General features: G+C 63.0%; 24 protein-coding genes. 12 read left to right on the top strand and 12 right to left on the bottom strand.

The window, feature by feature from the left end:
• Positions 1–23: 23 nt before the first annotated feature.
• Positions 24–812, bottom strand: a complete 789-nt coding sequence (locus FJ936_RS20380; protein ID WP_015315511.1) for a DUF3108 domain-containing protein — start codon at positions 810–812, stop codon at positions 24–26.
• A gap of 258 nt (positions 813–1,070) precedes the next feature.
• On the opposite strand from FJ936_RS20380, the gene rpmB reads away from it, so the two are divergent.
• From rpmB to FJ936_RS20365, 3 genes are all read left to right on the top strand, one after another.
• On the top strand, positions 1,071–1,367 hold the full coding sequence (gene rpmB / locus FJ936_RS20375) for a 50S ribosomal protein L28 (RefSeq protein ID WP_010911765.1): 297 nt from the start codon (positions 1,071–1,073) through the stop codon (positions 1,365–1,367).
• A gap of 158 nt (positions 1,368–1,525) precedes the next feature.
• Entirely contained in the window at positions 1,526–2,209 is a 684-nt protein-coding gene (locus FJ936_RS20370; RefSeq protein ID WP_141906891.1) for a queuosine precursor transporter, read from the top strand.
• A gap of 2 nt (positions 2,210–2,211) precedes the next feature.
• Positions 2,212–2,892, top strand: coding sequence for a hypothetical protein (locus FJ936_RS20365; protein WP_141906890.1), 681 nt, complete (start codon positions 2,212–2,214; stop codon positions 2,890–2,892).
• A gap of 138 nt (positions 2,893–3,030) precedes the next feature.
• Here FJ936_RS20365 and FJ936_RS20360 read toward each other — a convergent pair whose 3' ends face one another.
• From FJ936_RS20360 to FJ936_RS20345, 4 genes are all read right to left on the bottom strand, one after another.
• On the bottom strand, positions 3,031–4,053 hold the full coding sequence (locus FJ936_RS20360; RefSeq protein WP_141906889.1) for an esterase-like activity of phytase family protein: 1,023 nt from the start codon (positions 4,051–4,053) through the stop codon (positions 3,031–3,033).
• The gene (gene cobT / locus FJ936_RS20355; protein WP_141906888.1) at positions 4,050–5,948 is read right to left on the bottom strand and encodes a cobaltochelatase subunit CobT; all 1,899 of its coding nucleotides are present in this window, start codon (positions 5,946–5,948) and stop codon (positions 4,050–4,052) included. The genes FJ936_RS20360 and cobT overlap by 4 nt, the downstream gene beginning before the upstream one ends.
• An 11-nt stretch (positions 5,949–5,959) precedes the next feature.
• Positions 5,960–6,946, bottom strand: coding sequence for a cobaltochelatase subunit CobS (gene cobS, locus FJ936_RS20350; RefSeq protein WP_140616804.1), 987 nt, complete (start codon positions 6,944–6,946; stop codon positions 5,960–5,962).
• A 123-nt stretch (positions 6,947–7,069) separates the two neighbouring features.
• Positions 7,070–7,699: a J domain-containing protein gene (locus tag FJ936_RS20345; protein ID WP_032922426.1), complete on the bottom strand. Its 630-nt coding sequence runs from the start codon at positions 7,697–7,699 to the stop codon at positions 7,070–7,072.
• A gap of 179 nt (positions 7,700–7,878) precedes the next feature.
• Here FJ936_RS20345 and FJ936_RS20340 point away from each other — a divergent pair, with 179 nt between their 5' ends.
• Positions 7,879–8,181, top strand: coding sequence for a BolA family protein (locus FJ936_RS20340; RefSeq protein ID WP_015315504.1), 303 nt, complete (start codon positions 7,879–7,881; stop codon positions 8,179–8,181).
• A 41-nt stretch (positions 8,182–8,222) separates the two neighbouring features.
• Here FJ936_RS20340 and FJ936_RS20335 read toward each other — a convergent pair whose 3' ends face one another.
• Positions 8,223–9,779 carry an acetolactate synthase large subunit gene (locus FJ936_RS20335; protein WP_141906887.1) on the bottom strand — a complete coding sequence of 519 codons (1,557 nt, stop codon included), beginning with the start codon at positions 9,777–9,779 and terminating at the stop codon, positions 8,223–8,225.
• 291 nt (positions 9,780–10,070) lie between these two features.
• Here FJ936_RS20335 and FJ936_RS20330 point away from each other — a divergent pair, with 291 nt between their 5' ends.
• From FJ936_RS20330 to FJ936_RS20320, 3 genes are read left to right on the top strand one after another with little or no spacing between them, the layout of a single operon-like run.
• Positions 10,071–12,020, top strand: coding sequence for a PrkA family serine protein kinase (locus tag FJ936_RS20330; protein ID WP_140616802.1), 1,950 nt, complete (start codon positions 10,071–10,073; stop codon positions 12,018–12,020).
• 19 nt (positions 12,021–12,039) lie between these two features.
• A complete protein-coding gene (locus tag FJ936_RS20325; RefSeq protein WP_140790705.1) occupies positions 12,040–13,353 on the top strand; it encodes a YeaH/YhbH family protein in 1,314 nt (437 codons plus the stop codon).
• A 9-nt stretch (positions 13,354–13,362) separates the two neighbouring features.
• On the top strand, positions 13,363–14,907 hold the full coding sequence (locus FJ936_RS20320) for a SpoVR family protein (protein ID WP_140790707.1): 1,545 nt from the start codon (positions 13,363–13,365) through the stop codon (positions 14,905–14,907).
• A gap of 69 nt (positions 14,908–14,976) precedes the next feature.
• Here the strand turns inward: FJ936_RS20320 and FJ936_RS20315 are convergent, their stop codons facing one another.
• The 4 genes from FJ936_RS20315 to FJ936_RS20300 all read right to left on the bottom strand — a co-directional run bounded on the left by FJ936_RS20315 (position 14,977) and on the right by FJ936_RS20300 (position 18,579).
• Positions 14,977–15,780 (bottom strand): alpha/beta hydrolase, encoded by an 804-nt coding sequence (locus FJ936_RS20315; RefSeq protein ID WP_140790709.1) that lies wholly within the window; start codon positions 15,778–15,780, stop codon positions 14,977–14,979.
• 162 nt (positions 15,781–15,942) lie between these two features.
• A complete protein-coding gene (locus tag FJ936_RS20310; protein ID WP_141906886.1) occupies positions 15,943–16,833 on the bottom strand; it encodes an HlyC/CorC family transporter in 891 nt (296 codons plus the stop codon).
• Between the two features lies 1 nt (position 16,834).
• Positions 16,835–17,971 carry a 3-dehydroquinate synthase gene (aroB, locus tag FJ936_RS20305; RefSeq protein WP_140662880.1) on the bottom strand — a complete coding sequence of 379 codons (1,137 nt, stop codon included), beginning with the start codon at positions 17,969–17,971 and terminating at the stop codon, positions 16,835–16,837.
• Complete coding sequence (locus FJ936_RS20300) at positions 17,968–18,579, bottom strand: shikimate kinase (RefSeq protein ID WP_140790711.1); 612 nt, start codon at positions 18,577–18,579, stop codon at positions 17,968–17,970. Before FJ936_RS20300 ends, aroB begins: the two co-directional genes overlap by 4 nt.
• Before the next feature lie 211 nt (positions 18,580–18,790).
• Here FJ936_RS20300 and FJ936_RS20295 point away from each other — a divergent pair, with 211 nt between their 5' ends.
• The 5 genes from FJ936_RS20295 to FJ936_RS20275 all read left to right on the top strand — a co-directional run bounded on the left by FJ936_RS20295 (position 18,791) and on the right by FJ936_RS20275 (position 22,774).
• Positions 18,791–18,943: a hypothetical protein gene (locus FJ936_RS20295; protein ID WP_015315495.1), complete on the top strand. Its 153-nt coding sequence runs from the start codon at positions 18,791–18,793 to the stop codon at positions 18,941–18,943.
• Positions 18,944–18,979: 36 nt separating this feature from the next.
• The gene (locus FJ936_RS20290) at positions 18,980–19,897 is read left to right on the top strand and encodes a site-specific tyrosine recombinase XerD (RefSeq protein WP_015315494.1); all 918 of its coding nucleotides are present in this window, start codon (positions 18,980–18,982) and stop codon (positions 19,895–19,897) included.
• Between the two features lie 98 nt (positions 19,898–19,995).
• On the top strand, positions 19,996–20,946 hold the full coding sequence (locus FJ936_RS20285) for an acetyl-CoA carboxylase carboxyltransferase subunit alpha (protein ID WP_140790713.1): 951 nt from the start codon (positions 19,996–19,998) through the stop codon (positions 20,944–20,946).
• 243 nt (positions 20,947–21,189) lie between these two features.
• Entirely contained in the window at positions 21,190–22,521 is a 1,332-nt protein-coding gene (locus tag FJ936_RS20280) for a murein L,D-transpeptidase family protein (protein ID WP_140790715.1), read from the top strand.
• Between the two features lie 10 nt (positions 22,522–22,531).
• Positions 22,532–22,774: a sulfurtransferase TusA family protein gene (locus FJ936_RS20275; RefSeq protein WP_015315491.1), complete on the top strand. Its 243-nt coding sequence runs from the start codon at positions 22,532–22,534 to the stop codon at positions 22,772–22,774.
• 4 nt (positions 22,775–22,778) lie between these two features.
• Here the strand turns inward: FJ936_RS20275 and FJ936_RS20270 are convergent, their stop codons facing one another.
• Both FJ936_RS20270 and FJ936_RS20265 read right to left on the bottom strand, forming a co-directional pair.
• On the bottom strand, positions 22,779–23,900 hold the full coding sequence (locus tag FJ936_RS20270) for a GTP-binding protein (protein WP_140790717.1): 1,122 nt from the start codon (positions 23,898–23,900) through the stop codon (positions 22,779–22,781).
• A 67-nt stretch (positions 23,901–23,967) separates the two neighbouring features.
• Complete coding sequence (locus FJ936_RS20265; protein WP_015315489.1) at positions 23,968–25,134, bottom strand: D-alanyl-D-alanine carboxypeptidase family protein; 1,167 nt, start codon at positions 25,132–25,134, stop codon at positions 23,968–23,970.
• Between the last annotated feature and the right edge of the window lie 39 nt (positions 25,135–25,173).

Genomic DNA, 25,173 nt, shown 5'->3' with positions numbered 1-25,173 from the left:
CGTTCTGTCCCCGGTGGCGTGCCTTATTGTACCGCTTCGAACCGTCTGGCGCTGATGGTCAAGGTGCCGATCTGCGTTCCGACCGTGGCGTGGATCGGCGCATATACGCCGGTTTGGCCGAGCGGTGCAAACGTCACCATCATGCGGCTTTTGTTCTTGAGATAATTGAGCGCCTTGCGGCCCTTGCGATAGCCCGCCACCGGCTCGAAACCCATCTGGCAGGTGACGGTGTCGCCCTTGTAGCCCGGCACCGAGATCGTTCCTTTCGAGGCGTAGGTCAGCGTCAGGTCGGCGCGCATCTCACCATCGTAGAACTTGACCTTGCGGCCACAGACCTGGTCGAGGCTGTCGGCATGGATGACGGTCGCCGCCATCGGATCGAGCACCGATGCCAGGTCGCCGGCGCCGAGCGGCACCCAGGCCTTGGGATCGCGCTTGCCCGGAGCGGGGATCACCCGCGTCGAGGTCACGTTGCCATTGCTAAAGCGAATGTCGATCGAAGACGCCTTCTTGCCGGAAGTGTAGTCGGCCCGAAACGCCTGCGGCACCATTTTCTGGCCCGAAATCGTGCCTTTTGACGAGATCGTGCCCCGCGTGTCGTCGAACAGCTTGGCCAGACCCGCCGCCGAGACACTGCCTTCGATCGCGTAGGCACCGTTCTCATAATGGCTGGAAAAGGTCGATCTGGCGATCGAGAGACCAAGGAACGACACCGTGTATTCGCCCTTGAACGACTGCGGCGAGGCAGCGGACGCAGCGGTCGGCAAGGCGATGACAAGCGCGGCAACAAGCGCGTGAGACGAACGAGGCATGGCGGGATCGGATCCTTGGTTTTCGGCCGGAGGCGGGCGACTCCGGTCTGGCGTGTCCCTATGAGACCGCTTATACGGTGAAATCCGGCCTTAATATGAAAAGCCGGGCGCTTCCCTGCGGAAGCCGGAGCTTGACGACCCGGTGAAATGCAACTATGGAACGCCAACTTTTCCATAAGGCCGCCTGACCAGAACCGCGCGCCACCCGGCGCGGGTACAAAGGTTTGGCAGGCCCCGAGAGAACTGAAGGTTAGAACCATGTCCCGCACCTGCGAACTCACTGCCAAGGCAGTCCAGACCGGCAACAATGTGAGCCACGCCAACAACAAGACCAAGCGTCGCTTCCTGCCGAACCTCGTCAATGTGACGCTCATTTCGGAAGCGCTGAACCAGAATGTACGCCTGCGCATCTCGGCCAACGCGCTGCGTTCGGTCGAACATCGCGGCGGCCTCGACGCCTTCCTGGCCAAGGCCGACGTCAAGGAACTGTCGCAGCGCGCGCGTCTCTTGAAGAAGCAGATCGCCAAGAAGCTTGCCGAGCAGGTTGCTGCGTAACATCCAGATAAAGGCGGGGGACGACCGCCTGGCCAACCTCCTTGCTGGCCGCTGAGCATCGGATAGATCCGCAAGGTTCGACACTCCGATGCTCAAGTACCGAAGCGAGCGCTGCCTCGGCATGATGCTCCGCTGGTTCCATTACCCAGGATAAAAAAATGTCTTCTTTTTCGCGGTACCTGCCTTTCGTGGCTGCCATGGCGCTTGTCGTCGTGGCATCGAACGTCCTCGTGCAGTTTCCCATGCAAGGCCACATCGGTGGCCTGTCGCTCGCCGATGTTTTGACTTGGGGCGCTTTCACCTATCCCTTCTCTTTCCTGGTCACGGACCTCGCCAACCGCCGTTACGGGCCTGCCGTGGCGCGCCGGATCGTCTTTGTCGGCTTCATGACGGCGGTGGTCTGCTCGATCCTCGTCCCGCCCTTCCTGTTCCGCCATGGCCTGATCGAATTCGAGACATCAGCCGACCGGCTGGTGCGCATCGCGGCGGCTTCCGGAGCGGCGTTCCTGTCCGCGCAATTGCTCGATGTGACCGCGTTCAACCGTTTGCGCCGGCAGAGCTGGTGGCGGGCGCCGATCGTCGGCACGCTGGTCGGATCGGTGTTCGACACCCTCGTGTTCTTCGGCGTCGCCTTTTCAGCCGCCTTTGCCTTCGTCGGCCCAAGCGACGGTTTTGCGCTGGAGAGCGCCCCATTGATGGGCGTGTTTCATGTCGACGCCATGCGCTGGGTGTCCTGGGCGCTCGGCGACCTCAGCGTGAAACTGATCATCGCTGTCGTGGCTCTGATCCCTTACCGGCTGCTCGCCGCCCGCTGGAGCCAGCCGGCCGTTGCCGCGGCCTAGCCGTGATTCCCTGGATCCAGCTGGACTCCGCGAAAACGCCTGATGGCCGGCAGGAACTGCGGCTGAAACAGCGCGGTTCTGAATTCTCGATCATGCTTGGTACCAACGAGCTGATGAACAGCCGGCTGAGCGGCTCCGAGGAAGCGCTGGCAACACTGTCCTGCCAGCGGATTGCGGGTCATCGTCGGCCGAGAATCCTGATCGGCGGGCTCGGCATGGGTTTTACGCTGCGCGCTGCCCTCGCCGAATTGGGCGACAATGCCGAGATCGTCGTCGCGGAGCTGGTGCCGGCTGTCGTCGCCTGGGCGCGCGGCCCGATGGCCGAGATTTTTGCCGGCTCGCTCGATGATCCCCGCGTCACCATCCACGAAACCGATGTCGGTCAGCTCGTACGGTCCGCACCCATTGCCTGGGACGCGATCCTGCTCGACGTCGACAATGGCCCCGAAGGCATCGTCCACAAGGGCAATGACGCGCTCTACAGCGTGGCTGGCCTCGCCGCCGCACGCACCGCCCTAAGACCGGGTGGAGTCCTGGCCGTATGGTCGCAAGGGCCGGATGCCGGCTTCACGCGGCGGTTGAAACAGGCAGATTTCGCTGTCGAGGAAGTCAACACGCGCGCCAACGGCAAACGCGGTGCGCGCCATGTCATCTGGATCGCCACCAACAGCTCGCGGTCCTGACCAGAGCCGTCAGCAGCAGTGTTTGGATCTATCTGGACTTCTGGAGCCCCGCGCAACCCTTGGCTTGTCAGGGCAGGATTCTCGGAAATGGCCGACGCATAAAAACATCGCCAATGAGCGTCGCGAAGGGGCTGCCCCTCAATCCTGGTGCAGAATGAATTCCAGATAGAGATTGCGCTGCAGGATCGAGTGGTTGTCGTCGGAGATCAGCGACACCATCAACGCGCCGTCATCCCGGCTCCAGACATCGAGCCCTTCCATATTGTCGATCTGGTAGCCCATGTCGGCTTGCAGCAGCACCGGCCCGTCGGCGACCGCGCCCTTCTCGACGCTCTCTCCATAAATGCGCCGCAGCCGCATCTTGAGGCCCCCCGCCATCGTGAAACTGCGCTCCAGCAGCAAGAGGTCGCCATCCGGCAGGAAGGCGCCGTCGGTGATGTCGAAATCGTCGTTGCGCTTGACAGTGAAGACGCCCCTATGCGGGCCTTCGATAATGGCGGCGTAGATGTTGCCTGATTTGTCGAGGCTCTTCTCCGAGACCACGACTAGGCCGCCTTCATGCTGGCCATTGGCATTTGAATGGGTGACTGTCTCGAAGCCGCGGTTCTGCCGCAACTCCCACGCCGGCACCAGGAAATCCAGCTGCCTGAATGGCGCCTTCATGTTGTCCGGGTCGATCCTGAACTGGGAGACGCGGTGGTTGCGCTCGAAACCGACGGTGGCAATGCCGTCCTTGACCGCGAGGCCTTCGGCGTCGACTTCCCATTTTTCGTCGATCGGCTGCCCGCCCTGGTCGGCCATCTGCTGCATGCGAAAATTCTGGATGCCCACGGGGCGCCTGTCGGCATCGCGGGCCACAGTGCCGAAGAACCAGTAACCGGTATCGGCAACACCGATGAAATCGCTGCCGGCTTTCAGAAACCGAAAGGCCGACAACGCGCCGAAATCGCGCGATGGCGAGGTCATTTCCAGCCCACCGACGAATTCGAGCGGACCGAATTGCTTGTCGGCGCGGCCAATGTGGAATTCGGTGATCGGGCGTGCCGAGACGGCGACAGGTTCGACTGGAGCCGAGCCGGCCGAACCTGCCGGAGCCACACCGGCGAGCAGGACGATGGCGGCGAAAAGCGGTTGCCTAAACCCGCCTCGCGAAAAGATCATCCGGCGCGCCGCATGCCGCCGCGACGCGTATCCTTCGCGCTTTCCTCGGCAAACAGCGAAGCCAGTTGCTCGGTCATGGCGCCGGCCAGTTCCTCGGCATCGACGATGGTGACGGCGCGCCTGTAGTAGCGCGTGACGTCATGGCCTATGCCGATGGCCAGCAGCTCGACCGGTGAGCGCGTCTCGATCAATTCGATGACGGCGCGCAGATGCCGCTCGAGATAATTGCCCGGATTGACCGACAGCGTGGAATCGTCGACCGGCGCGCCGTCCGAGATCATCATCAGGATCTTGCGCTGTTCGGGCCGGGCAATCAGCCGGTTGTGCGCCCACAGCAGCGCCTCGCCGTCGATATTCTCCTTGAGCAAGCCTTCGCGCATCATCAGGCCAAGGTTGCGGCGTGCCCGCCGCCATGGATGATCGGCGGATTTGTAGATGATATGACGCAGATCGTTGAGGCGGCCGGGGTTCGGCGGCTTGCCGTCCTTCAGCCACTTCTCGCGCGCCTGTCCGCCCTTCCAGGCCCGCGTGGTGAAGCCGAGGATCTCGACCGAGACGCCGCAGCGCTCCAGTGTGCGCGCCAGAATGTCGGCACAGGTGGCGGCGACCGTGATCGGCCGGCCACGCATCGAGCCGGAATTGTCGAGCACCAGCGTCACCACCGTGTCGCGGAACTTGGTGTCGCGCTCCTGCTTGAACGACAACGGCTGCATCGGATCGATGACGACGCGCACCAGCCGCGCCGGGTCGAGATAGCCCTCTTCCAGGTCGAAATCCCAGGACCGGTTCTGCTGCGCCATCAGCCGGCGCTGCAGCCGGTTGGCGAGCCGTCCGACCACGCCCGACAGATTGGCAAGTTGCTTGTCGAGGAAAGCGCGCAGCCGGTCGAGTTCTTCCTCTTCGCAGAGCTCCTCCGCGCCGACCGTCTCGTCGAAAGCTGACGTGTAAACCTTGTAGTCGATTTCCTTCGGCAGATTGGTAAAGGGATTGTCGTTGCGCCTAGCCTCGCCGGGCGTCTCGGCATCGGCATCGTCATCATCGGACAGATCGTCGGCGGTGGCATCGGAGGCTTCGGTCTCGGCCGCCTGCTCGTCGTCGGCCGATGCCTCGGCGTCCTCGGACTGGGACTGCTCGGAGCCGGAAGCGTCTTCGCCGCCCTCCTCGCTCTGTTCCTCGCCTTGCGGCTGGTTGTCGTCATTGTCCTCGGAATCTTCGGTTTCCTGGTCGTCCCCGAGTTCCTCGGCCATTTCCATGGAGGCAAGCATCTCGCGCACGACGCGGGCGAAGGCCTGCTGGTCCTCGAGCTTTTCCGACAGGCCGTCGAGGTCGGCCTTGGCCTTCTCCTCGACCCAGGGCCGCCAGAGTTCGACCAGCCGCTCGCCGCTCTTCGGCACCGGCCGGCCGGTCAGCTTTTCGCGCACCATCAGCGCCAGCGCCTCCTCGATGGGCGCGTCGGCCTTGTCCTTGACGTCGACGAGGTTGGCCTTGGTGTATTTGTCCTCCAGCATCGAGCCGATATTGTCGGCGACGCCCTGCATGGCGCGGCTGCCGATCGCCTCCACGCGGGCCTGTTCGACCGCGTCGTAGATGGCACGGGCGGCCTTGCCTTCCGGCGCCAGTCTGCTGTGGATGCGCACATCATGGCAGGCGCGCTTCAACGCCATGGAATCGCCGAGCCCGCGGGTAATCGCGATGTCGGACTTCGATGCCTTCTTGGGCAGTTCGGGCAGCCGCGCACGGCTGCCCGCCAGCGCCGGCCTGTCCTTGGCGAAGCCGACTTCCATTTCCTTGTCGCCGGCAATGGCGCGCATGCAGACGGTGACGGCGCGCTTGAAGCTGTCGGCTTCAGACCCCGTCTTGGACTTGTTGCGCGTATTGTCGCCCGGACCCGCCATCGAGGCTCTGCTTAGCCCAGCACCACATTGGCCGCGCTCTCGGGCAGATCCTGGCCGAAGGCGCGCTGGTAGAACTCGGCAACCACCGAACGCTCCAGCTCGTCGCACTTGTTGAGGAAGGTCAGCCGGAACGCCATGCCGACATCGCCGAAGATCTCGGCATTCTCGGCCCAGGTGATGACGGTACGCGGGCTCATCACCGTCGACAGGTCGCCATTGATGAAGGCCGAGCGCGTCATGTCGGCGACGCGCACCATCTTGTTGACGATGTCCTTGCCCTTGGTGTCGCGATAATGCTTGGCCTTGGCCAGCACGATGTTCACTTCATTGTCGTGCGGCAGATAGTTCAACGTGGTAACGATCGACCAGCGGTCCATCTGCGCCTGGTTGATCTGCTGGGTGCCGTGATAAAGGCCGGTGGTGTCGCCCAGACCAACCGTATTTGCGGTCGAAAACAGCCGGAACGCCGGATGCGGGCGGATGACCCGGCTCTGGTCGAGCAGCGTCAGGCGGCCGGACGATTCCAGCACGCGCTGGATGACGAACATCACGTCCGGACGGCCGGCGTCATACTCGTCGAAGCAAAGCGCGACATTGTGCTGGTAGGCCCAGGGCAGGATGCCGTCGCGAAATTCGGTGATCTGTAGGCCGTCCTTGACCACGATCGCGTCCTTGCCGACGAGATCGATACGGCTGACATGGCTGTCGAGATTGACACGCACGCAAGGCCAGTTGAGGCGGGCGGCGACCTGTTCGATATGGGTCGACTTGCCGGTGCCGTGATAGCCCGACACCATGACGCGGCGGTTGTAGGCAAAGCCGGCGAGGATCGCCAAGGTCGTCGCCTTGTCGAACAGATAGTCGGGATCGACATCGGGCACATGCTCGCTGGTGACCGAGTACGCTGGCACCACCATCTTGGACTCGAAGCCGAATTTCTCCTTCACCGACACCGTCGCGTCGGGCAGGTTGGCGATGTCGCGATCGACCTTGTTCATATCTCTCAACGTCTCCACGGGCGAAACGTCGCGTTTCGCCGGCAATCCATTTTGTTCGGGGGCGGTCTTAGAGCCTTTTCCAACCTTATGAAAGTTGGAAAACGACACGAACCATAGGGTCGCTCAGCACAGGCCCGCCTGTTTGAGCACGCGATAGGCCTGAAGCACATCGCGGAACCGGTCTTCCGAACCTCTGTCGCCGCCATTCGCATCCGGATGGTGACGCTTCACCAGTTCCTTATAGCGCGCCTTGATGTCCTTGCCAGTCGCCTTTGTATCAAGGCCAAGCGTTTCCAGCGCCTTGGCCTCAAGCGGCTTGGCCTTGCGCTCGCGCGCCTCGCGCGGATCCTTCGGTCCCTTGAACAGGTCGAACGGGTCGCGCATGCGGTTGTAATAGCCTGCGCGGCCGGAGCGCATCTGCGCCATGTCGGGCGAGGAACGCGTCGAGGCGCCGTTGACGCCCATCTTCCAGGTCGGCCGGTGGCCGGTCATCGCTTCCTTCTGGAAGCGCGCCACCTCGGTGTCCGGCACGCCGGAGAAGTAGTTGAAGCCCTTGTTGTACTCACGCACATGGTCGAAGCAGAAGCGGAAATACTCGCCCTCCTTCATGCGGCCGACCGGCGCGCGATGCGTGCCCGCCTCCTTGCAGCCATCCCACTGGCAGATCGGCGCGTGCGCCTTCACCTCCGCGTCCTTGTCGGGGCGGACGCGAATCTTCTCGAAATATTTGGGATACGGCTTCATCTCACCCATTTATGGGGCGTTCGCAGATGCGAAACAAGAATTGACATTTTCGCGATGATCGCCCTAACCGCTGAATCGCGGCTTAAAGCAGGCGGATGACCGATTTTGTTGCGCGCCAACGGCCCGGCGAAACCTATTTCGGGTTTTCACGGCGGCGCGCCAACCATATGTGGTGAAGGGAGAAGACGATGTCCATACAGGCGACCATGGAAGACAAGCTCAACAAGGCATTTTCGCCCGAGCGGCTGGTCATCCTCAACGAAAGCCATCTCCACGCCGGCCATCATCATGTGGAATCCGGTCACCACGCTGAGTTCGATGGTACCGGCGAGACACATTTCCGTGTCCGCATCGTCTCGGCGAATTTCGTTGGCATGAGCCGCGTTGAGCGCCACCGCGCCGTCAACGAACTGCTGGCCGACGAGTTGAAGGCGGGCGTTCACGCGCTGGCTATCGAGCCCGCGGCGCCTGGCGAACAGACCCGCTGGTAAGCCAAGTCTCCGAGCTGGCTCTGTAGCTCGTCTCGCGCTGCTCAGATTATCGCTTCGATCAGGAATGGCCCGCGCCGCGACAAGGCAGCATCGAGCAGCGCGTCGAACCGCTCGCAGGTGTCGGCACGCGCCGCCTCCACGCCCATGCCTTTGGCCAGCGACACCCAGTCCAGCGCCGGATGGTCGAGGTCGAGCATGCGCCTCGCATTTTCGCCGATCGCGTTCACCCCGACATTGCGCATCTCGCCATGCAGGATCGCATAGGTGCGGTTGGAAAAGACGATCGTCACCACGTCGAGCTTTTCCCGCGCCTGCGTCCACAGGCCCTGCACCGTGTACATGCCGCTACCGTCGGCCTCCAGATTGATCACCTTGCGGCCGGGACAGGCGATCGCCGCGCCTGTCGCCAGCGGAATGCCGCCGCCGATCGACCCGCCCGTGCCCATCATGTAGTCGTGCGGCGCCGCAAAGGCCGACAGCGCGAAGAAACGTCGCGCCGAGGTGACGGCCTCGTCGCAGACGATCGCGTCGCCCGGCAGCTTTTTGGCCACCGAGAGTGCAATGGCATCTTCCGTCAAGCTGCCGGTTGGCGTTGCTTCCTCGGGAAAGGCGCTTGCAACCAACGCCGGCTGCGATTGCCTGACGCCCAGTTCGTCGCCAAGCGCCTCCAGTGCCGCATGCAGATCCTGACCATGGGCGGCGAGCGTCAGCACCTGGCAATCGTCACGAACAAGCCTTCCCGGTTTTCCCGGATAGGCGAAGAAGGCGACCGGCTCCTTGCCGCCGACCAGCACAAGGACATCGATATCCCTGAGCGCTGCCGTCGCCGCGTCGACCGGATAGGGAATGCGCGTCGGCGCGACACGCCCGCGCCCGCGCTGCATACGCGCAATCAAAACCTCGCTGAACAGCCTGACATCGCAGGCCGCTGAAATCTGGCCGGCGATCTCGAGGGCATCGGCCCGCGCCGCCCGCCCCCGAACGATCATGCCGACGCGCCCGGGAGCGGCACGGATCGCGGTAGCCACCGCTCGCACGGCGTCGATGTCGACGGCTGGCGGCGGTGCGAGTTCCACCTTGCCGGGCGGCGAAACCGGGTCGGCGTCGCCCCAGGCCGCGTCCGCCGGCAGGATCAGCGTCGTGACACCCGGCGGTGTCAGCGAGGCGCGAAAGGCCGCCTCCGTGGCCGGTTGGACATCGGCGGGCCCTCCGATGCGGCGCACCCACTTCGACATCGGCGCCGCCAGCCCCTCGATATCGCTGGTGAGCGGCGCGTCGAGCGGCAGATGGTAGGAGGCATGGTCCCCGACGATGTTGATCATCGGGCTGAAGGCGCGCCTTGCATTGTGCATGTTGGCCAGCCCATTGGCGAGGCCCGGGCCGGTGTGCAGCAGCGTCGCGGCGGGACGATCGGTCATGCGCGCATAGCCGTCGGCCGCACCCGTCACCACCCCCTCGAACAGGCCGAGCACGCAGCGCATCGACGGCTTGCGGTCGAGGGCCGCGACAAAATGCATTTCGGATGTGCCGGGATTGGCGAAGCAGACGTTCACGTCATTGGCCAACAGCACGTCGCACAGAACATCGGCGCCATTCATGCGAATTTTCTCCCATTCACGAAGAGCAATTGCACCCGCGGATATCGGCACGGCAATATCCCGCCGCCGTTTTTGGCATGATCCAGCCACGGAATGGGCGAGCGACGGTCGGCAGGATCAGGCGACCGTCGATTTCAGGAACGCTGGCGCGGCGGCGTTCGGTGCATTGCCGTCATCTCCGCCGAAATCGCGGTTGATGGACGGCCATTCGGGCCGGAGCGACGGAACAAACAATGCCTTCCCGCAGTTGAATATGCGAGCCCCATCAGAATGGCTCCGAAGGCAACGATCATGCGTGAGAACCAATCCGACGTCTTCCATCTCTTTTCGGAAATTTATGCGAACGCCGCCCAGGAAGAGATAAGTCTCCAGCAATATCTGCTCGCCTGCCGCGAGGACAAATCGATGTATGCCTCGGCGCCGGAACGAATGGTCGAGGCGATCGGCGAGCCAAACCTGGTCGACACCAGCAAGGACGAGCGGCTAGGCCGTATTTTCTCGAACCGGACCGTCAAGATATATCCCTCCTTCTCCGACTTTTACGGGATGGAAGATACGATCGAGCGCATCGCCGGGTATTTCCGCTATGCCTCCCAGGGCCTCGAGGAACGCAAGCAGATCCTCTACCTCCTGGGTCCGGTCGGGGGCGGCAAATCCTCCTTGGCCGAACGGTTGAAGAAATTGATGGAGGAGCGCCCGATCTACACGCTCAAGGTCGGCAACCAGATCAGTCCGGTTTTCGAATCGCCGCTTGGCCTGTTCCATCCCGATCGCATGAGCGATCTCCTGGAGGACAAATACGGGATAGCCCGGCGCCGCCTGAACGGACTTATCTCACCATGGGCGGCCAAGCGCCTCGACGAACTGTCCGGCGACATTTCCAAATTCAGCGTGGTCAAACTGATGCCGTCGCGGCTGCGCCAGATCGGCATCGCCAAGACCGAGCCTGGCGACGAGAACAACCAGGACGTCTCGGCCCTGGTTGGCAAGGTCGACATCAGGCAATTGGAAAATTTCAGCCAGTCCGACCCTGACGCCTATTCCTACAGCGGCGGGCTGAACCGAACGACGCAAGGCCTGCTCGAATTCGTCGAGATGTTCAAGGCGCCCATCAAGGTGCTGCATCCATTGCTGACGGCGACCCAGGAAGGCAGTTACAACGGCACCGAGAATTTTGGTGCCTTTCCCTACCAAGGCATCATCGTTGCCCATTCCAACGAATCCGAGTGGCAACAGTTCAAGAACAACAAGAACAATGAGGCGTTTCTCGATCGCATCCTCGTGGTCAAGGTGCCGTATTGCCTGCGCATCACCGAAGAGAGGCAGATCTACGAGAAGCTGCTGCGCGAGAGTGAATTGGCCGCCAGCCCTTGCGCGCCCGAGGTGTTGGATATCCTCAGCCGGTTCAGCGTCTCGACACGCCTTGCCGAGCACGACAATTCGCCGCTGCACACCAAAATGCGCGCCTATGATGGTGAGAACCTCAAGGAAGTCGACCCGAGGGCGAAGTCAGTCCAGGAATATCGCGACGCCGCCGGCGTCGACGAAGGCATGACCGGCGTCAGCACGCGCTTCGCCTTCAAGATCCTGTCGCAGACGTTCAACTACGATACCAACGAGGTCGCGGCGGACCCCGTGCATCTTATGTACATCCTGGAAGAGGCGATCAAACGGGAGCAGTTTCCGAAGGAGACGGAAGCCGCCTATCTCGAATTCATCAAGTCGGAACTGGCCGCCCGTTACGCCGAGTTCATCGGCCACGAGATCCAGAAGGCCTATCTGGAATCCTATAGCGAATATGGCCAGAACCTGTTCGACCGCTACATCGCCTATGCCGATGCCTGGATCGAGGACCAGGACTACAAGGACCCCGACACCGGCCAGATCCTCAACCGTGAGGTGTTGGACAACGAACTGTCGCAGGTCGAAAAGCCGGCAGGCATCGCCAATCCGAAGGACTTCCGCAACGAGGTGGTGAAGTTCACGCTGCGTGCCCGGGCGCGCAACCATGGCCGCAACCCTTCATGGACGAGCTACGAGAAACTGCGCGAGGTCATCGAAAAGCGCATGTTCGGCCAGGTCGAGGACCTGCTGCCGGTGATCAGCTTCGGCTCCAAGCAGGATAGCGTCACCGAAAAGCGACACAATGAATTCGTCCAGCGGATGGTGGAGCGCGGCTATACGGAACGGCAGGTGCGCCGGCTGGTCGATTGGTACATGCGGGTGAACAAGGCGGGCTGAGAGCAGTCCGAATGGTTGCATGCCGATCTTTATCGACCGCCGCCTGAATCCGAAGGACAAAAGCCTTGGCAACCGCCAGCGCTTTCTCAGGCGTGCCCGCGAGGAGCTCAAGCGCAGCATTCGCGACCAGATCCGCGCCGGGCGGATCGCCGACGTGGACGCGGAGCATGTCGTGCCGATGCCCGAAAGAGGCACTGGCGAGCCGACCTTCAACGACGCCAGGGACACCGGCCGGCGCCGGCACATCCTGCCGGGCAACAGGCAATTCTCCCAAGGCGACCTGATCCCCAAGCCCGGCCAGGGCGGAGGCATGGGCGGTTCGTCACCGGGAAAAACCGCGTCCGAGGACGACTTCCGTTTCGTGCTTTCGCGCGAGGAGGTGCTGGATCTCTTTTTCGAGGATCTCGAACTGCCCGACCTGGTCAAGCTCAACCTCAAGCAGATCCTTGCCTTCAAGCCGCGCCGGGCGGGTTTCGCCGCCACCGGTTCGCCAACCAACATCAATGTCGGCCGCACGATGCGCAACAGCCACGGCCGCCGCATTGCGCTCAGGCGCCCCAAGCAAGCGGCGGTCGACGCGATCATGCAGGAACTCGCCTTGCTGGAGGCCGCACCGCCTGATGCTCAAACGCGCGAGCGCGTCGTGGCGCTCAAAGAAGAGATCGAGCGGCTGGAGCGCCGGCGCCGGCGGATTGCCTTCGTCGACCCGGTCGACATCCGGTTCAACCGCTTCGACCAGCGCCCGGTGCCGAATGCGAAAGCGGTCATGTTCTGCCTGATGGATGTGTCGGGCTCGATGGGCGAGCGCGAGAAGGACCTGGCCAAGCGCTTCTTCGTGCTGCTGCACCTGTTCCTGAAGCGACGTTATGAACGCACCGAAATCGTCTTCATCCGCCACACGCACGAGGCGCAGGAGGTGGATGAGGAAACCTTCTTCTACTGCACGCAAAGCGGTGGCACCGTCGTTTCCACCGCGCTCGAGGAGATGCATCGCGTCATCGAGCAGCGTTACCCCGCGAGCGAGTGGAACATCTACGCCGCCCAGGCCTCGGACGGCGACAATTTCGCCACCGATTCCGAGCGCTGCATTGCCCTGCTGAACGGCAAGCTCATGCGCCTGTGCCAGTATTTCGCCTACGTCGAGATCATCGACGAACGCGAGAGTCACATCTTCGGCGCGACTGAAAACGGGACGTCGCTCTGGCGAGCCTACAGCGCCATCGAATCGAACTGGCCGAACTTCCAGATGAGCCGCATAGCCACGGCCGCCGATATCTATCCTGTCTTTCGTCAGCTCTTCGCCAAACAGCCCGCGCTCAGGAAGAGCGCCTGAGGGGAAACCATGGCCAGGACAGCCAGCAAACCGGGTTTGCTCTTTTCCGGATCCGACTGGGACTTCCAGAAATTGTCGCACGCCTACGAGGCGATCGCGGCAATCGCTATCGAGGAACTCAAGCTGGACACCTACCCGGTGCAGATGGAAATCATTTCCTCGCAACAGATGCTCGACGCCTATTCATCGGTCGGCATGCCGCTGATGTACCGTCATTGGTCGTTCGGCAAGCATTTCCTGTACCAGGATTTTCTCTACCGCAAGGGTGGACGGGGCCTGGCTTACGAACTGGTCATCAACTCCAATCCCTGCATCGTCTATCTGATGGAGGAAAACACCATGGCCTTGCAGGCCCTGGTGACGGCGCATGCCGCGCTCGGACACAATCATTTCTTCAAGAACAATCATCTGTTCCGGCAGTGGACCGACGCCGGGGGAATTCTGAGCTATCTGGAGTTCGCCAAGGGCTACATTGCCCGATGCGAGGAGCGGCACGGACTGTCGGCCGTGGAAAGCATTCTCGACTGCGCCCACGCGCTGATGGAACAAGGCGTATTCCGATACCACAGGCCGCCAAAGCTGTCGTCGGAGCGGCAGCGTGAAGGGCTGCGCGAGCGCCTGGAATATGAAGAACGCTCCTACAACGACTTGTGGCGCACGCTGCCTCCCTCGCAGGACAGCAGCAAGACCGGGAAGAAGGATGAAGGCTTGGCGGAGCGGAAGAAATCGCTCAACCTGCCCGAGGAAAATCTGCTCTATTTCCTCGAGAAGAACAGCCTTGTCCTGGAGCCCTGGCAGCGCGAGATCATCCGCATCGTGCGTATCGTCGCGCAGTATTTCTATCCGCAGCGGCAAACGCAGGTGATGAACGAAGGCTGCGCCACCTTCGTGCACTACACCCTCATGAACGCATTGTTCGACCGCGGCCAGATCAGCGAGGGCGCCATGCTCGAGGTCCTGCGCAACCATTCCAATGTGATCTTCCAGCCGGCCTTCGACGACCCCCGGTTCTCCGGTATCAACCCATACGCGCTCGGCCTCGACATGATGCAGGACATACAACGCATTTCGACCGCGCCGACGGCGGAGGACCGCGACTGGTTTCCCGACATCGCGGGCCGCGGTGACTGGCGCGATGTGCTCCTGGACGCCTGGGCCAACCACCGCGACGAATCCTTCATCCGCCAGCACCTCAGCCCAGCCCTGATACGGAAATGGCGGATGTTTGTCCTCGCCGATCAGGCCGACGACGCCCATTACGAGGTGGCCTCGATCCACAATGAGCGCGGCTACCAAAAGATACGTGCCGCGCTGGCCCAGAGCTACGACATCGGCGCGAGCCGGCCGGATATCCAGGTGGTGGATGTCGATTTGCTCGGTAACCGGCATTTGCGGCTGCAGCATAAGGTGAAGGAGGGCGTACTGCTCGACAGTGGCAGCCGCGACGCGACCCTGCGCCATGTCCGAAGCCTCTGGGGTTATGAGGTCAGCCTCGCTTCGGTCGACGCCGAAACCGGTGCGACGCTCAGCGAACGGTCAAGCAATGACTGTTGAATTTCCGCCCGGCCGCATCGGCGGGTGCCAGGCACAACGAGTGGAACACGCCACGGACAGCCGGTGCGCTCAACCGACCGTCGATTTCAGGAACGCCAGCGCAGCAGCGGTCAGCGCGTCGCCGTCCTCGCCGAAATCGCGGTTGATCGACATGTGCGTATAGGCACTGCCGTCGAACAGCGTCACCTCGGTGCCGCTGGCGCGCAGGCGCTGGGCAAAGGCCGTGGACTGCTCGCCGCGACCGTCGGCGCGGGAATACGCGATGAAGGTCGGCGGATGCTTGCGGCCGTCGACATAGCTCGCCGGTGACAGTGCCGCCCACTGCGAAGGATCGGAAAAGACACGCGAATAGGCCCTTACCATGCCGCCACTTCCGGCAAGGGCGGCGAGATCGTAGGCCCTTGTATCGTCGAGAAGCAGGCCAGCGACGCCGGGCAATCCGCCGCGCATGCCGGTCAGGGCAACCAGATGGCAGCCGGCCGAATGCCCCATGCCGACGATGCGGTCGGGATCGCCGCCATGTTGGGCGACGTTGGTCCTGACATAGGCATAGGCCCTCTCCACGTCGCCCGCCTGGATGGCGACATCAGCCTGCGGCAGCATGCGATAGTCGATGGAGACGAAGCAGAAGCCGTTGGCAAGCAGGAAGGCCGGCTTGGCGTTCACCTGGCTGCGTTTGCCGGTCCGCCAGGCGCCGCCATGGACGAAGAAGACCACCGGCAGGTCTTTCGCGCCATCGGGCGCGTAGATATCGAGCTTGGCCGGACCGTAGTCGACAGTTTCGGCGGATGGCGTATCTCGCGCCGCTCTCGTGCCGGTTGGCAACAAGGCAGCCACCGAGGCCAGGAGCAAGGTTCGCCGATTGATCGTCATCGGCGAAGAATGCATCCCGGCGGGCGGGAGTTCCAGCGAAGGATTGGCAAGGCGACGGCTCGATGGCAATTCCAGGAAAAGTGCGCAGCGGTTTCCCGTCTGGAACTGCGTAAGAACAAAGAGTTAGAGCGGCTCGGAGATCCTATCAAACACTGAAACGCTTTAACTGTCGCCGGCCGGCCGGATCCTGACCCTGGCAATCCGGTTCTTGTCGCGTTTCATGACGACGAAGCGCTTGCCGTGGAAGGTAAAAGCCTGCTTCTCCTCGGGGATCGATTGCGCCTCGTGGATGACGAGGCCGGCGATGGTCGTCGCCTCTTCGTCCGGCAGGTTCCAGTCGAGCGCCCGGTTGAGGTCGCGGATCGGCACCGTGCCTTCGACGACGACGGAGCCGTCCGCCTCCTGCTTGACGCCCTGGATGTCGACATCGTGCTCGTCGGCGATCTCGCCGACAATCTCCTCGATAATGTCCTCCAGCGTCACCAGCCCTTCGACCTCACCATATTCATCGACGACCACGGCAAAATGCGTCTTGCGGCGCAGGAAGGCGTTGAGCTGTTCCTGCAAAGTCGTGGTGTCGGGCACGAACCACGGTTTTGACGCGATCTTCATCACGTCGATCCGCGAGAAATCATTGCCGACTTCGTTCAGCGCGCGCAGCAGATCCTTGGCGTGCAGCACGCCGACGATGTTGTCGAGTGAACCTTTCCAAAGCGGCATGCGGGTGTGCGGGCTCTGCAGGATCTCGCGCACCACCGCTTCCGGCGCATTGTCGGCATTGACCGAGCGCATATTCGTGCGGTGGACCATGACGTCGGAAACTTCGAGCTCTTCGAGGTCGAACAGGCCGCCGACGCGGTCGCGATCCTCACGCACCACCTGGCCGTCGCGGCGAAAATCGTCGACCGCGCCGCGCAACTCGTCCTGGCTCGACCGCTGCGGCTCGATGCGCGACAGTTCATAGCCGAACATGGCAAGCAGGCGGGTGCGCACGGCAACGACCAGGATGACGAGGATGGCAAGAACGGCGAAGACGACCCAGCCAGTGTCCATCTCAGCCGGCTTTCCCGTTGCCTGGATGGTTTTCCCTGAGGAACGCCAGCACTTCCGAGGCCGGCACATCCTTGGCGATGAAGGCCTCGCCGATGCCGCGCGTCAGAATGAAGGTCAGCGCGCCGCGCGACACTTTCTTGTCCTGCGTGATGAATGAAAGCAGCGCATCCGCATCGGGCAAGTCGCCCGGAATGTCGGCCATCCGCCACGGCAGCCCGACGGCACGCAGATGCGCCTCGACGCGGGCCGCGTCGTCGGGGCTGGCGAGATTGAGCCGAGAGGAGAACCGGTACGCCAGCGCCATGCCGATGGCGACCCCCTCGCCGTGGACGAGGCGCGTCCCGTCATACTGCGTGGCGGCTTCGAGCGCGTGCCCGAACGTATGGCCGAGGTTGAGCAGAGCGCGGTCGCCGGTCTCGAACTCGTCGCGGGCAACGACATCGGCCTTGGCACGGCAGGCTTCGGCAATGGCCTCGACCCGCTCCGGTCCGCCGGCGAACACCTTTTCCCAATTCGTTTCCAGCCAGGCGAAGAAATCCGGCCGGTCGATCAGCCCGTATTTGGCAAGCTCGGCATAGCCGGCGCGAAATTCGCGGATCGGCAGCGTGTCGAGCACTTCGGTATCGGCCAGCACCAGCTTGGGCTGGAGGAAGACGCCGACGAGGTTCTTGCCGCGCGGGCTGTTGATGCCGGTCTTGCCGCCGACCGAGGAATCGACCTGCGCCAGAAGCGATGTCGGAACCTGCACGAAATTCATGCCACGCCGCACGATCCCGGCGGCAAAACCGGTGAGATCGCCGATGACGCCGCCGCCAAGCGCGATGACGACGTCGCCGCGCTCCAGCCTGGCGGCCAGGACGCCGTCGACAACCGCCTCGAGATGGGCAAAGCTCTTGGTTTTTTCGCCGGGCGGCATCGTGATGATCGCGGGCTGGATGCCACTCTTCTCGAGCCCCGCCCTCAGCGTATCGAGATGCGCGGCGGCGACGTTCTCGTCGGTCACCACAGCGGCGCGCGTGCCCGGCAGCCGGCGCGAAATCTCAACGCCGGCGCGCGACAGCAGGCCGGAGCCGATCAATATGTCGTAGGCGCGGTCGCCCAGACCAACTGTGACTGTGACTGGCTGATCCGCGCTCATGATTCGACCTCGCCCGTCGCGGCTATCGCATCGATGCCGAAATGCCGGCAGAGCGCCTCGATTACCTCGGCCGCGATGACCTCCTTGCGATCGTCGCGGGTCGGCACGGTGACGTCAGAGGTCGCATAGACCGGATAGCGTTCCGCCATCAGCCGCTCCAGCACGGCGCGGGGATCGGCGCTTTTCAAGAGCGGCCGGTTCTGCTTTTTGGAAACGCGGTCCATCAGAAGGTCGAGCTCGGCCTTCAGCCAAACCGAGACACCGTGCGCGGCGACGGCCTCGCGCGTCTGCGCATTCATGAAGGCACCGCCGCCGGTCGACAGAACCTGCGGGCCGTTTTCCAGCACGCGCAGGATGACACGCTGTTCCAGGGCCCTGAACTCGGTTTCGCCATAGCGCTCGAACAGCTCCGGAACCGTCATCCGCGACACGCTTTCGATCTCCTGGTCGCTGTCGATGAAGGGCAGCGAAAGCATGGTCGCCACCTTGCGGCCGATCGCCGTCTTGCCGGCGCCCATCAGCCCGACAAAGACGATGGACCGGCTGCCCAGCCGGCCAAGCAGCGCGGCATGGGTCTCGCCTGGGGGATTTGCCTGTAGCGCGTTCATCGGCTGTTTCTTTGGGCCTCTTTGCCGGCGTATCGACATGAAAAGCCGGTTTGCGTCAAGCGTGCCGAGTGCCATGGGCCGATATGGACAGAGCGACGCTTGCATCGGAAGTTGCTAACAGGGGTCCGCTTCTTCCTTGAATTGGCCGGATAGGCGTCCCATAAGGGCACAGGGTTTGGAAACGCAGAACAAGAAGACGGGCGAGAACTGAATGCCGACACTGTTTCGCTTTGTCGTGACCCTCGCGATTCTGGCCGGCATTGCCTACGGTACGATGTTCGCGCTGGTGATGTTCGTCGAGCCGAAAAAAGCCGAGATGAGCGTGCGTATTCCGCCGGAAAAGCTCAATCCGAAGAAAAACTGAACCCCAAGAAGACCGACTCGGAACCGCCTCAAGGACATGAACAGCGCCGCTCGCATCGAGGCCTTCCTGGAAATGATGAGCGCCGAGCGGGGAGCGGCGGAGAACACGCTTTCCTCCTATCGCCGCGATCTCGAGGATGCTTCCGGCGGGATCGATGGCGGACTTGCCCGCGCCGGCGCCGCCGACATCAGGGCCTATCTCGACGATATCGCCGCGCGCGGCTTCGCGCCGACCTCGCAGGCGCGCAAACTGTCGGCGATCCGCCAGTTCTTCAAGTTCCTCTACGCCGAGGGCCTGCGCGCGGATGACCCCACCGGCACGCTGGACAGCCCGAAAAAAGGCCGTCCGCTGCCCAAGACGATGAGCGAGGCCGAAACCGGCCGGCTGATCGATCGCGCCGCGCAGGAAGCCGGCGATGCCGGGCTCGGTCACGCCGACAGGCTGGCGGCCTTGCGCCTGCATGCGCTGGTCGAAGTGCTCTACGCCACCGGACTGCGCGTTTCCGAGCTGGTCGGCCTGCCGGTGACGGTGGCGCAGCGCGACGATCGTTTCTTCATGGTACGCGGCAAGGGCGACAAGGAACGCATGGTGCCGCTGTCGGCCAAGGCGCGTGCGGCGATGCGGAGCTGGCTTGACGCCCGGGCCAAGCTGCCCGCTTTCGCCAACAGCCCGTTCCTGTTTCCGGCGGCATCCGACAGCGGCTATCTCTCGCGCCAGGTCTTTGCCCGTGACCTGAAAGGATTGGCCGCGCGCGCCGGCATCGCCTCGGCCAAGATCTCGCCGCACGTGCTGCGCCATGCTTTCGCCAGCCATCTCCTGCAGAACGGCGCCGACCTGAGAGCCGTTCAGCAACTGCTTGGCCATGCCGACATATCGACGACACAGATTTACACCCATGTGCTGGAAGAGCGGCTGGTGCGGCTGGTCAACGATCATCATCCGCTTGCCGACTAGGCCTCATATCGCTATGTGAGGACGACATTTCACCGCCCGGAGCCTTGGTTTCAACGGTTCCGCGGTCATTGCCTTCCGACGTATCGGTCCGCCCACGCATGTACAATTACCTCGATTTCGAAAAGCCGGTGCAGGATCTTGAGCTCAAGATCCTCGAGCTCAAGAAGCTTGCCGAGAACGGCGAGGCGGTCGATGTCGCCGATGAGATCACCAGGCTCGAGAAGCGCTCGCGCGACGCGCTGCGCGAACTCTACAAGGCGCTGACGCCGTGGCAGAAGGTGCAGGTGGCGCGCCACTCCGACCGGCCGCACTGCATCGACTACATCAAGGGCCTGTTCAGCGACTTCACGGCACTCGCCGGCGACCGCAATTTCGGCGAGGACCAGGCGATCGTCGGCGGCTTTGCCCGTTTCCGCGGCGAGCCCATCGCGATTCTCGGCCAGGAAAAGGGTTCGGACACGGCGAGTCGCCTGAAGCACAATTTCGGTTCGGTGCGCCCCGAAGGCTATCGCAAGGCGGTGCGGCTGATGGAACTGGCCGACCGTTTCAAGATCCCGCTTTTGACACTGGTCGACACGGCCGGCGCCTATCCCGGCGTTGGCGCCGAGGAGCGCGGCCAGGCCGAAGCCATTGCCCGATCGACCTCGGCCTGCCTTGGCCTGAAAGTACCGTCCATCTCGGTGGTCATCGGCGAAGGCGGTTCGGGCGGCGCCATCGCGATTGCCACCGCCAACCGCGTCTACATGCTCGAACACGCCATCTATTCGGTGATTTCGCCCGAGGGTGCCGCCTCCATCCTGTGGCGCGACACGACGCGCTCCAAGGACGCGGCGACCAACATGAAGATCACCGCGCAGGATCTTTTGGAACTGAAGGTCATCGACGCCATCATCCCCGAGCCGATGGGCGGCGCCCAGCGCGCGCCCGAAACGGTGATTGCCGCGACCGGCGATCTCATCGCCAAGACGATGAAGGAATTCGCCGGCGCCAACATCGATTTCCGCGAACAGCGCCGCGAGAAATACCTGGCGATGGGCCGCAGCCTCTGACGCCGCTTGGGCGGCGGAACAGGGCTGACGGAAGCTGTCTGTCCACCCCAAATGTGGCGGCGATGAGCAGTTTCGCCACAAAAATGCCGCCCCATTCGGTTCAATGAAATCACCGCGGGAGATTGGCCGAGCCTTGCGGTAAGGAATTTTCAAGGTTAACGGGCTTAGGGTCCGTCAGTGTTCAGCACGCGGGTGTGGCCGTTTCGAAGCCATTGGCCCGAAAGAAAAGACATAGCCTTATCCATGTTTGCCAAGCTTGCTCGTACTGGAGTTCTTGCCGCCTCGATTGCCGTCGCGGGCTGTAACGATTCGTCGATGAAGGACTTTGCCCCGGAAGCCAACAAGCCGCTGCCCGACAAGATCCTTGCCGATATGAGAGCCAAGGGCATGGTCCGCACCTCTTCGGTAATGGCGCGCATCTTCAAGGAAGAAGGCAAGCTCGAGATCTGGAAGGCCAAGACCAACGGTCGCTACGACATGGTGGCGAGCTACGACATCTGCAAATGGTCGGGCAAGCTCGGGCCGAAATACACCGAAGGCGACCGCCAGGCGCCGGAAGGTTTTTACACGGTTCGCCCGTCGCAGATGAATCCGCGCTCGAATTACCATCTGTCGTTCAACATCGGCTTTCCCAACGCCTATGATCGTGCCAATGGCCGCACCGGCCAGAACCTGATGGTCCATGGCGCCTGCTCTTCATCGGGCTGCTATTCGATGACCGACGCCCAGATCGAGCAGATCTACGCCTTCGGCCGCGACGCCTTCCAGGGTGGCCAGACCGAGTTCCAGATCCAGGCTTTTCCGTTCCGCATGACCGCCGCCAACATGGCGCGCTACCGCAACGACCCGAATTACGAATTCTGGAAGATGCTCAAGGTCGGCTACGACAATTTCGAGGTCACCAAGGTGCCACCGAAAGTCGACGTCTGCGAGAAGCGCTACGTCTTCAACCAGGTCGCTCCCGATGGGCAGACCTTCAATCCGACCGGCCCCTGCCCGGCGACCACGCAGCCGGATTCGCTTAAGAGCGCCTATAACGCCTATCAAAGCACCTATGACGCGGCCTTCAATAGCGCGCTCAAGGCCAGCGTGCCGCCACCCAAGCCGACGATTGCCGGCATCAAGGAAGCCAGCATCGTCTCCGACTGGTCCAAGCGCCGGGCGCGTGGCGAGCGCGTGCCGATCGATCCGCCGTCGCTCAACACCGACGGTTCGGTCACCGAGACGGCGCGCATGGGCCGCATCGATTCGCCCGCCGGTCGCAAGATGGCCGCGCTCGAGGCCGAAAAGGCCGCCAAGGAGAAGGCCGAGCGAGAGCGGGTGGCGGCCATAGAAGCGGCAAAAGCGGCGAAGGAGGCCGCCAAGGCGCAAGCGTTGGCCGAAAAGGAAGCTGCCAAGGCGCAAGCCTTGGCTGCGAAGGAAGCAGCCAAGGCCGCCAAGGAAGCTCCGGTTGCCACCGCGACCATCGCGGCTCCGGCGGAGGCCGCGCCGGCAGCCGAGACGCAGGCTGCGAGCGCCGATGAAAGCCGGGTTACGAAGCTGAAGAACAAGCTGCTCGGCATGTTCGGCGGCTGAGGTTTTCACCTTGGCCGAACTGATAGCTATCTACGACCTCAAGGGGCTGAACTGCCCTTTGCCAGTCCTCAAGGCGAAAAAGCGCCTGGCCGGGATGCAGCCCGGCAGCAGGCTCTGGCTCGAAACCACCGACCCTCTGGCTGTTATCGATATTCCTGCCTTCTGCGCCGACAGCGGACATCAATTGATCGAGACGGCGGCGATGTCCGGTGGCCATCGCTTTCTGGTCGAACGCGGCGAATACCAATCGTAGGAGGCTAACGTCCGGCGATCGCCAGCGGATTGTTTTCCAGCGCCGCGCGGTCGGGCGTGTCGACCGACGGCCGGTTGGTGAAGGCGGCGAACAGCCGGCGCACATAGTCTTCCGGCATGTCGAGCGTAATCAGCACCAGCCGCGTGCCGCGCTGGCTGTCCGGCCAGGACGGCAATCGCACCGGCGGATGCAGGATCTTCTGGACACCATGCACGACCAAGGGCCGCGACGGATCCTCCTGCAATTCGATGACGCCCTTCATCCGTAGCAGATGCTCGCCATGTGTGGAACGCAGGAGATCGAGGAACATCTCGATGGCTGAAAACGGCACCGGCCCGTCATGCACCAGCGAATGGGTTTTTACGCGCTGATCGTGGCGATGGGCATGGTCATGCCCTTCATGGTCATGGTCATGCCCTTCATGGTCATGGTCATGGTGGTGGTGATCATGCGCGGCTTCTTCGCCGAGCCAGCGCCGCACGTCGGCGGACTTGGTCGCGGGATTGTAGAGACCGCAGTCGAACAATGCGGCCACCCCGGTTTTCGTCTCCCCGGCATCGAGCAGTCGCGCCCCGGGATTGATCTGCCGCAAGCGCGCCCTTAGCATGGCGAGGTCGCCGTGATCGGTGGCCAGATCGGCCTTGGAGAGCACGATGCGGTCGGCCACGGCGACCTGCTTGACCGCCTCGGCATGCGCATCGAGCGTAGCATTGCCGTTGACCGCATCCACCAGGGTGATGACGCCGTCGAGCCGAAAGGCCTGGACCAGCGCCGGATGGGCCATGATCGACTGCAGCACCGGCGCCGGGTCGGCCAATCCCGTGGTCTCGACGATGACGCGGCCAAGCCGGGCGATACGGCCGGTCTGCAGCCGGTCGACCAGGTCGGCCAGCGTGTCGACAAGTTCGCCGCGCACCGTGCAGCACAGACAGCCGTCGGAAAGCTGGATGATGCCGTCGGAGGCCTGCTCGACCAGCAGGTGGTCGATCGCCACGTCACCGAACTCGTTGATGATGACCGCGGTGTCGACGAGCGCCGGATCCTTCAGGAGCCGGTTGAGCAATGTCGTCTTGCCGGCGCCGAGAAAGCCGGTTAGCACCGAGACTGGGATCGGGAAACCGCTCATCTGGTTCTGCCTTCTAATTTGGGCATGATCTCTCGCGAAAGCCGGATTTCACTTTTTGGATCGTGCTCTAATTCGCGACCTTGGCCGGCTGGTCGCCTTGGGCGGCGGCACCCACGACTTTCGGGCCCGTGCCGGCGGGTACCGGCTTGTCGGGCCGCCAGGTCGGGATTGGCACGTCGGCATATTCCTGCGCGCCCTCGTCAAGGATCGCCTTCGGCGCCGGACCCGTGGCGCCGCCAAGGCCGACGGCAACCAGTGTCGGCACATGGTCGAGCTTCTCCCGATAGGGCGATTTAGGCTGGTCCTTGGCGGCGGCCGGCGGCGGCGCCTCGGACTGCTCCGCCTTCCTCTTCTTCTTGCAGACTTCGTCATGCATGTCGTTGGGCGAGATCAGATCACCGTAGGGAGCGAGCGTGGTGACGGTGGTGGACCCGGCGGCAGGTGCGTCAAAGCCCTGATCGAGCAATTTGGCCGCGGCTTCGGCGCGGCTGACCGCCGACTTCTCGCCAAGCACGACCGCCACCAGCGTACGTCCGTTGCGGGTCGCCGACCCGATCATGTTGAAGCCCGACGGGCAGACAAAGCCGGTCTTCATGCCGTCGGCGCCGGGATACCGGCCGATCAGGAGATTGTAGTTCGGAATGGCCCTATTGCCGACCGCGAGCCCCTCGATCGAGAACCACGGCGCATATTGCGGGAACTCGCGGCGGATCGCCATCACCAGGATCGAAAGGTCGCGTGCCGTCGTGTACTGGTCGGGCGAGTAAAGGCCGTTCGGGTTGACGAAATGGGTGCCGTTCATGCCGAGCCTGGCCGCCTCGGCATTCATCCTTTCAGCGAAGGCGGCCTGCGAGCCGCCGACATTCTCGCCGACCGCCATGGCGATGTCGTTGGCCGACTTGACCAGCATCATCTTCAGCGCATTGTCGAGCCGCATCACCGAGCCGGGCTTGAAACCCATCTTGCTTGGCGGTTCGCCGGCGGAATGTTTGGTCACTTTGATCGGCGAATCGAGCTGGACTTCTCCGGCCGCGATCGCCCGGAAGGTCACATAGGCGGTCATCAGCTTGCTGAGCGAGGCCGGATACCAGCGCTTGAACGCATCCTGGTGCTGCAGGATCTGGCCGCTCTTCAGGTCGAAGACCACCACCGGATTGGCCAGCGCTGGCCCAGCCAGGACGGACAGCATGATTGCGCCAGCCGGGAATAGTTTGAGGAAATGCCTGTACCGCATGATCGAATCCGAAATCGCCTCTTGCCCTGATTGCCCCTG

The organism is Mesorhizobium sp. B2-4-13 (genome assembly GCF_006658535.1).
Classification (GTDB): domain Bacteria; phylum Pseudomonadota; class Alphaproteobacteria; order Rhizobiales; family Rhizobiaceae; genus Mesorhizobium; species Mesorhizobium australicum.
The sequence above is the reverse complement of the archived record's forward strand: the minus strand, read 5'-3'. Positions and strand labels throughout refer to the sequence as shown.